At 29.5% G+C, this 1,735-nt stretch carries 4 protein-coding genes; 2 read left to right on the top strand and 2 right to left on the bottom strand.

Annotation, left to right across the window (positions count from 1 at the left end; translation table 11 throughout):
* On the top strand, nucleotides 1–81 hold an 81-nt coding region (locus tag DEX24_RS17940), incomplete at its 5' end, for an IS3 family transposase (protein WP_146193002.1).
* 69 nt (nucleotides 82–150) lie between these two features.
* Here DEX24_RS17940 and DEX24_RS16740 read toward each other — a convergent pair.
* The gene (locus DEX24_RS16740; RefSeq protein ID WP_109307507.1) at nucleotides 151–1,086 is read right to left on the bottom strand and encodes a hypothetical protein; all 936 of its coding nucleotides are present in this window, start codon (nucleotides 1,084–1,086) and stop codon (nucleotides 151–153) included.
* Nucleotides 1,087–1,177: 91 nt separating this feature from the next.
* On the opposite strand from DEX24_RS16740, the gene DEX24_RS16735 reads away from it, so the two are divergent.
* On the top strand, nucleotides 1,178–1,402 hold the full coding sequence (locus DEX24_RS16735) for a hypothetical protein (RefSeq protein ID WP_109307506.1): 225 nt from the start codon (nucleotides 1,178–1,180) through the stop codon (nucleotides 1,400–1,402).
* 235 nt (nucleotides 1,403–1,637) lie between these two features.
* On the opposite strand, the gene DEX24_RS16730 is transcribed toward DEX24_RS16735, so the two are convergent.
* Nucleotides 1,638–1,735, bottom strand: a 98-nt coding sequence (locus DEX24_RS16730; RefSeq protein ID WP_146193013.1) for an IS3 family transposase, incomplete at its 5' end; no start/stop codon positions are given.

Here is a 1,735-nt window from a genome sequence, read left to right as displayed (position 1 = left end):
ATTCACTTCTACAATCATCAACGTTATCAAAAACGACTAAACGGCCTGAGCCCTCTAGAATTCAGAGCTCAAGCCGCTTAGTTCAATTTTTATTATTTCCGCTGTCTACTTGACAGGGAGCAGTCCAAATTTCAACTACGGCTTTCATTTTTATTTTTTTATAAATTTACTACATACATATAATCCACTTACACCAGTAATTTCAGCCGCTAAACTTTTGAAAGCTGAACCTCCAACACGAAGTTTTTCTTCCCATGTTGTTGCACTAACTAATAATTTAGCAGATTCTTTAAATCCACCTAATGCTTTAATATATTTTTTCACCTTAATAATTTTAGCTGCTGCGAAAAGATTTGACCCAACAAACCATGTTAAAGCTGCTGCACATGCTCCAATAGCAACCCAATCAGGATCTGCCAAAACAGGGAAAGCTGTATTCTCATTAAAATCAACAGTTTGAATCAAAGTATTCCCAACAACTTCATATTTCGTTGGAACTTCTTTACCATTAGCGTCTACCGCCCACGCTTTACCAAAAACACTTTGAATAATATTATTTTCATCAACAATAAAAACTTCTTCGGTATCAAACCCATCACCAGGAGTTCCTTTAAAATAAGCATACGATGTAATCAGTTTATGCCCTTTTGGTAAATCTAAATCAAACTTATATTCTTTAGGAGCATCAGCATCTTTAATATTAATAATACTTCTCACACCAAGTTCTGTAGGTTGTAGAATCAAATCAACAGATCCTTTATTTTTATATTCGTAACTACCAGAGTCTGTTACTTTAGGATTTGCTAAATTCATATCATTAGGAAGACCAATAGATAATTGATTATTATCTTCTTTATTATTAATAATAATTTTTTTATCATTTTTATCAGGTAAAACAATTGAATTAAGATTATTTTCTAATAAACCGTTAGTACTTTGAATTAAATCTTCTGTACCTGTAATACCTTCAGCTTTTAATGCAACTCTTGGCTCTGAAGTTTCTGCAGTAGCTGTACCTGATACAATAATTGTATTTATTAAAAAAAAGGATGTAACTATACTAAGTATTTTTGTGAACAATTTCATAATTTCCTCCTAAGTATGATATAATTTTTACAATTACAAATTTAACACATTTTTCTATAAAAAGAAAAATTATTCAAAAGGTGGGTGTAAAATGGAGTCTAAATATAATAAATATATTAGTTTAATAACAATAGTAACTATAATTACATTAATTTTATTTTCCCTTAATGAAATCACTAAAGTAATATTTTTAATAATCTTTATTCCTTTATCAATTTCTATGCTATTATTTGGAATTTTAGAATTTAAAAAAACATTAAAAAAAAGCGATGAAGATATAAAAAAACACGTAATAGAAATTAAAAATAAAATATGATTTTAAAAAAATAATTAGCTCATCTTATGAAAGCGTCCGACCTAAGTATGTCTTTATTTACGTTGATAGATATATAAGTGTTTTTATGATGTTTCGTATGTATCGAAAATATTACAGCCAAACTGAAGTCAACAAATGCGTGTATTCATTTTCATCAAGTTATGATCAAAGAACTTTAGAGCAGGGCTTGTATGATAAAAAAGAACTGGAATGTCAACACTAAACTGGACAAAAATTATAGGGGCTGTTGCTTGAATTCCACAGGCGTTAAATAACCTAGTGTTCCGTGAATTCGTAGGTTGTTAAACCAGTGTACGTAATCCCAAAGTTCAA

Origin of the sequence: Kurthia sibirica (genome assembly GCF_003143975.1) — a bacterium.
GTDB lineage: Bacteria > Bacillota > Bacilli > Bacillales_A > Planococcaceae > Kurthia > Kurthia sibirica.
The sequence above is the reverse complement of the archived record's forward strand: the minus strand, read 5'-3'. Positions and strand labels throughout refer to the sequence as shown.